Genomic DNA, 401 nt, shown 5'->3' on the forward strand with positions numbered 1-401 from the left:
ACACTCTAATACAGGGCCATCATAGCCCTTGATCTTAAACTCACCCTCTTCAACTTCATACCCAGAACAGTCCGGGTTGTTACCACAAACGTGTAGCTTACGTTGCTCATCGATCAGATAACTGTCCATGGCGGTTGAACAAATTGAACAACGGCGCTTCTTACGCAAAAGTTTTGACTCGCCTTCCTCATCATCTGCACTGGCGATTTCATCACCCGGTACAAGATTGATCGTCGATTTACAACGCTCTTTTGGCGGCAAGGAGTAACCTGAACAGCCCAAAAACACGCCCGTACTACCCGTACGAACCTGCATATGACGACCACAACTAGGGCAAGGAATATCTGTCTCGGTTGGATCATTTTCACGCATACCACCATCAAGCGACTGTGCTTGGTCTA

1 protein-coding gene is annotated in these 401 nt (G+C 47.6%); it reads right to left on the bottom strand.

Translation table 11 applies throughout. The annotated features are described in order from the left end of the window. Positions 1–401, bottom strand: a 401-nt coding sequence (locus A3729_RS10310) for a topoisomerase DNA-binding C4 zinc finger domain-containing protein (RefSeq protein ID WP_197475763.1), incomplete at both ends; no start/stop codon positions are given.

It is taken from the genome of Oleiphilus sp. HI0043, assembly GCF_001634935.1.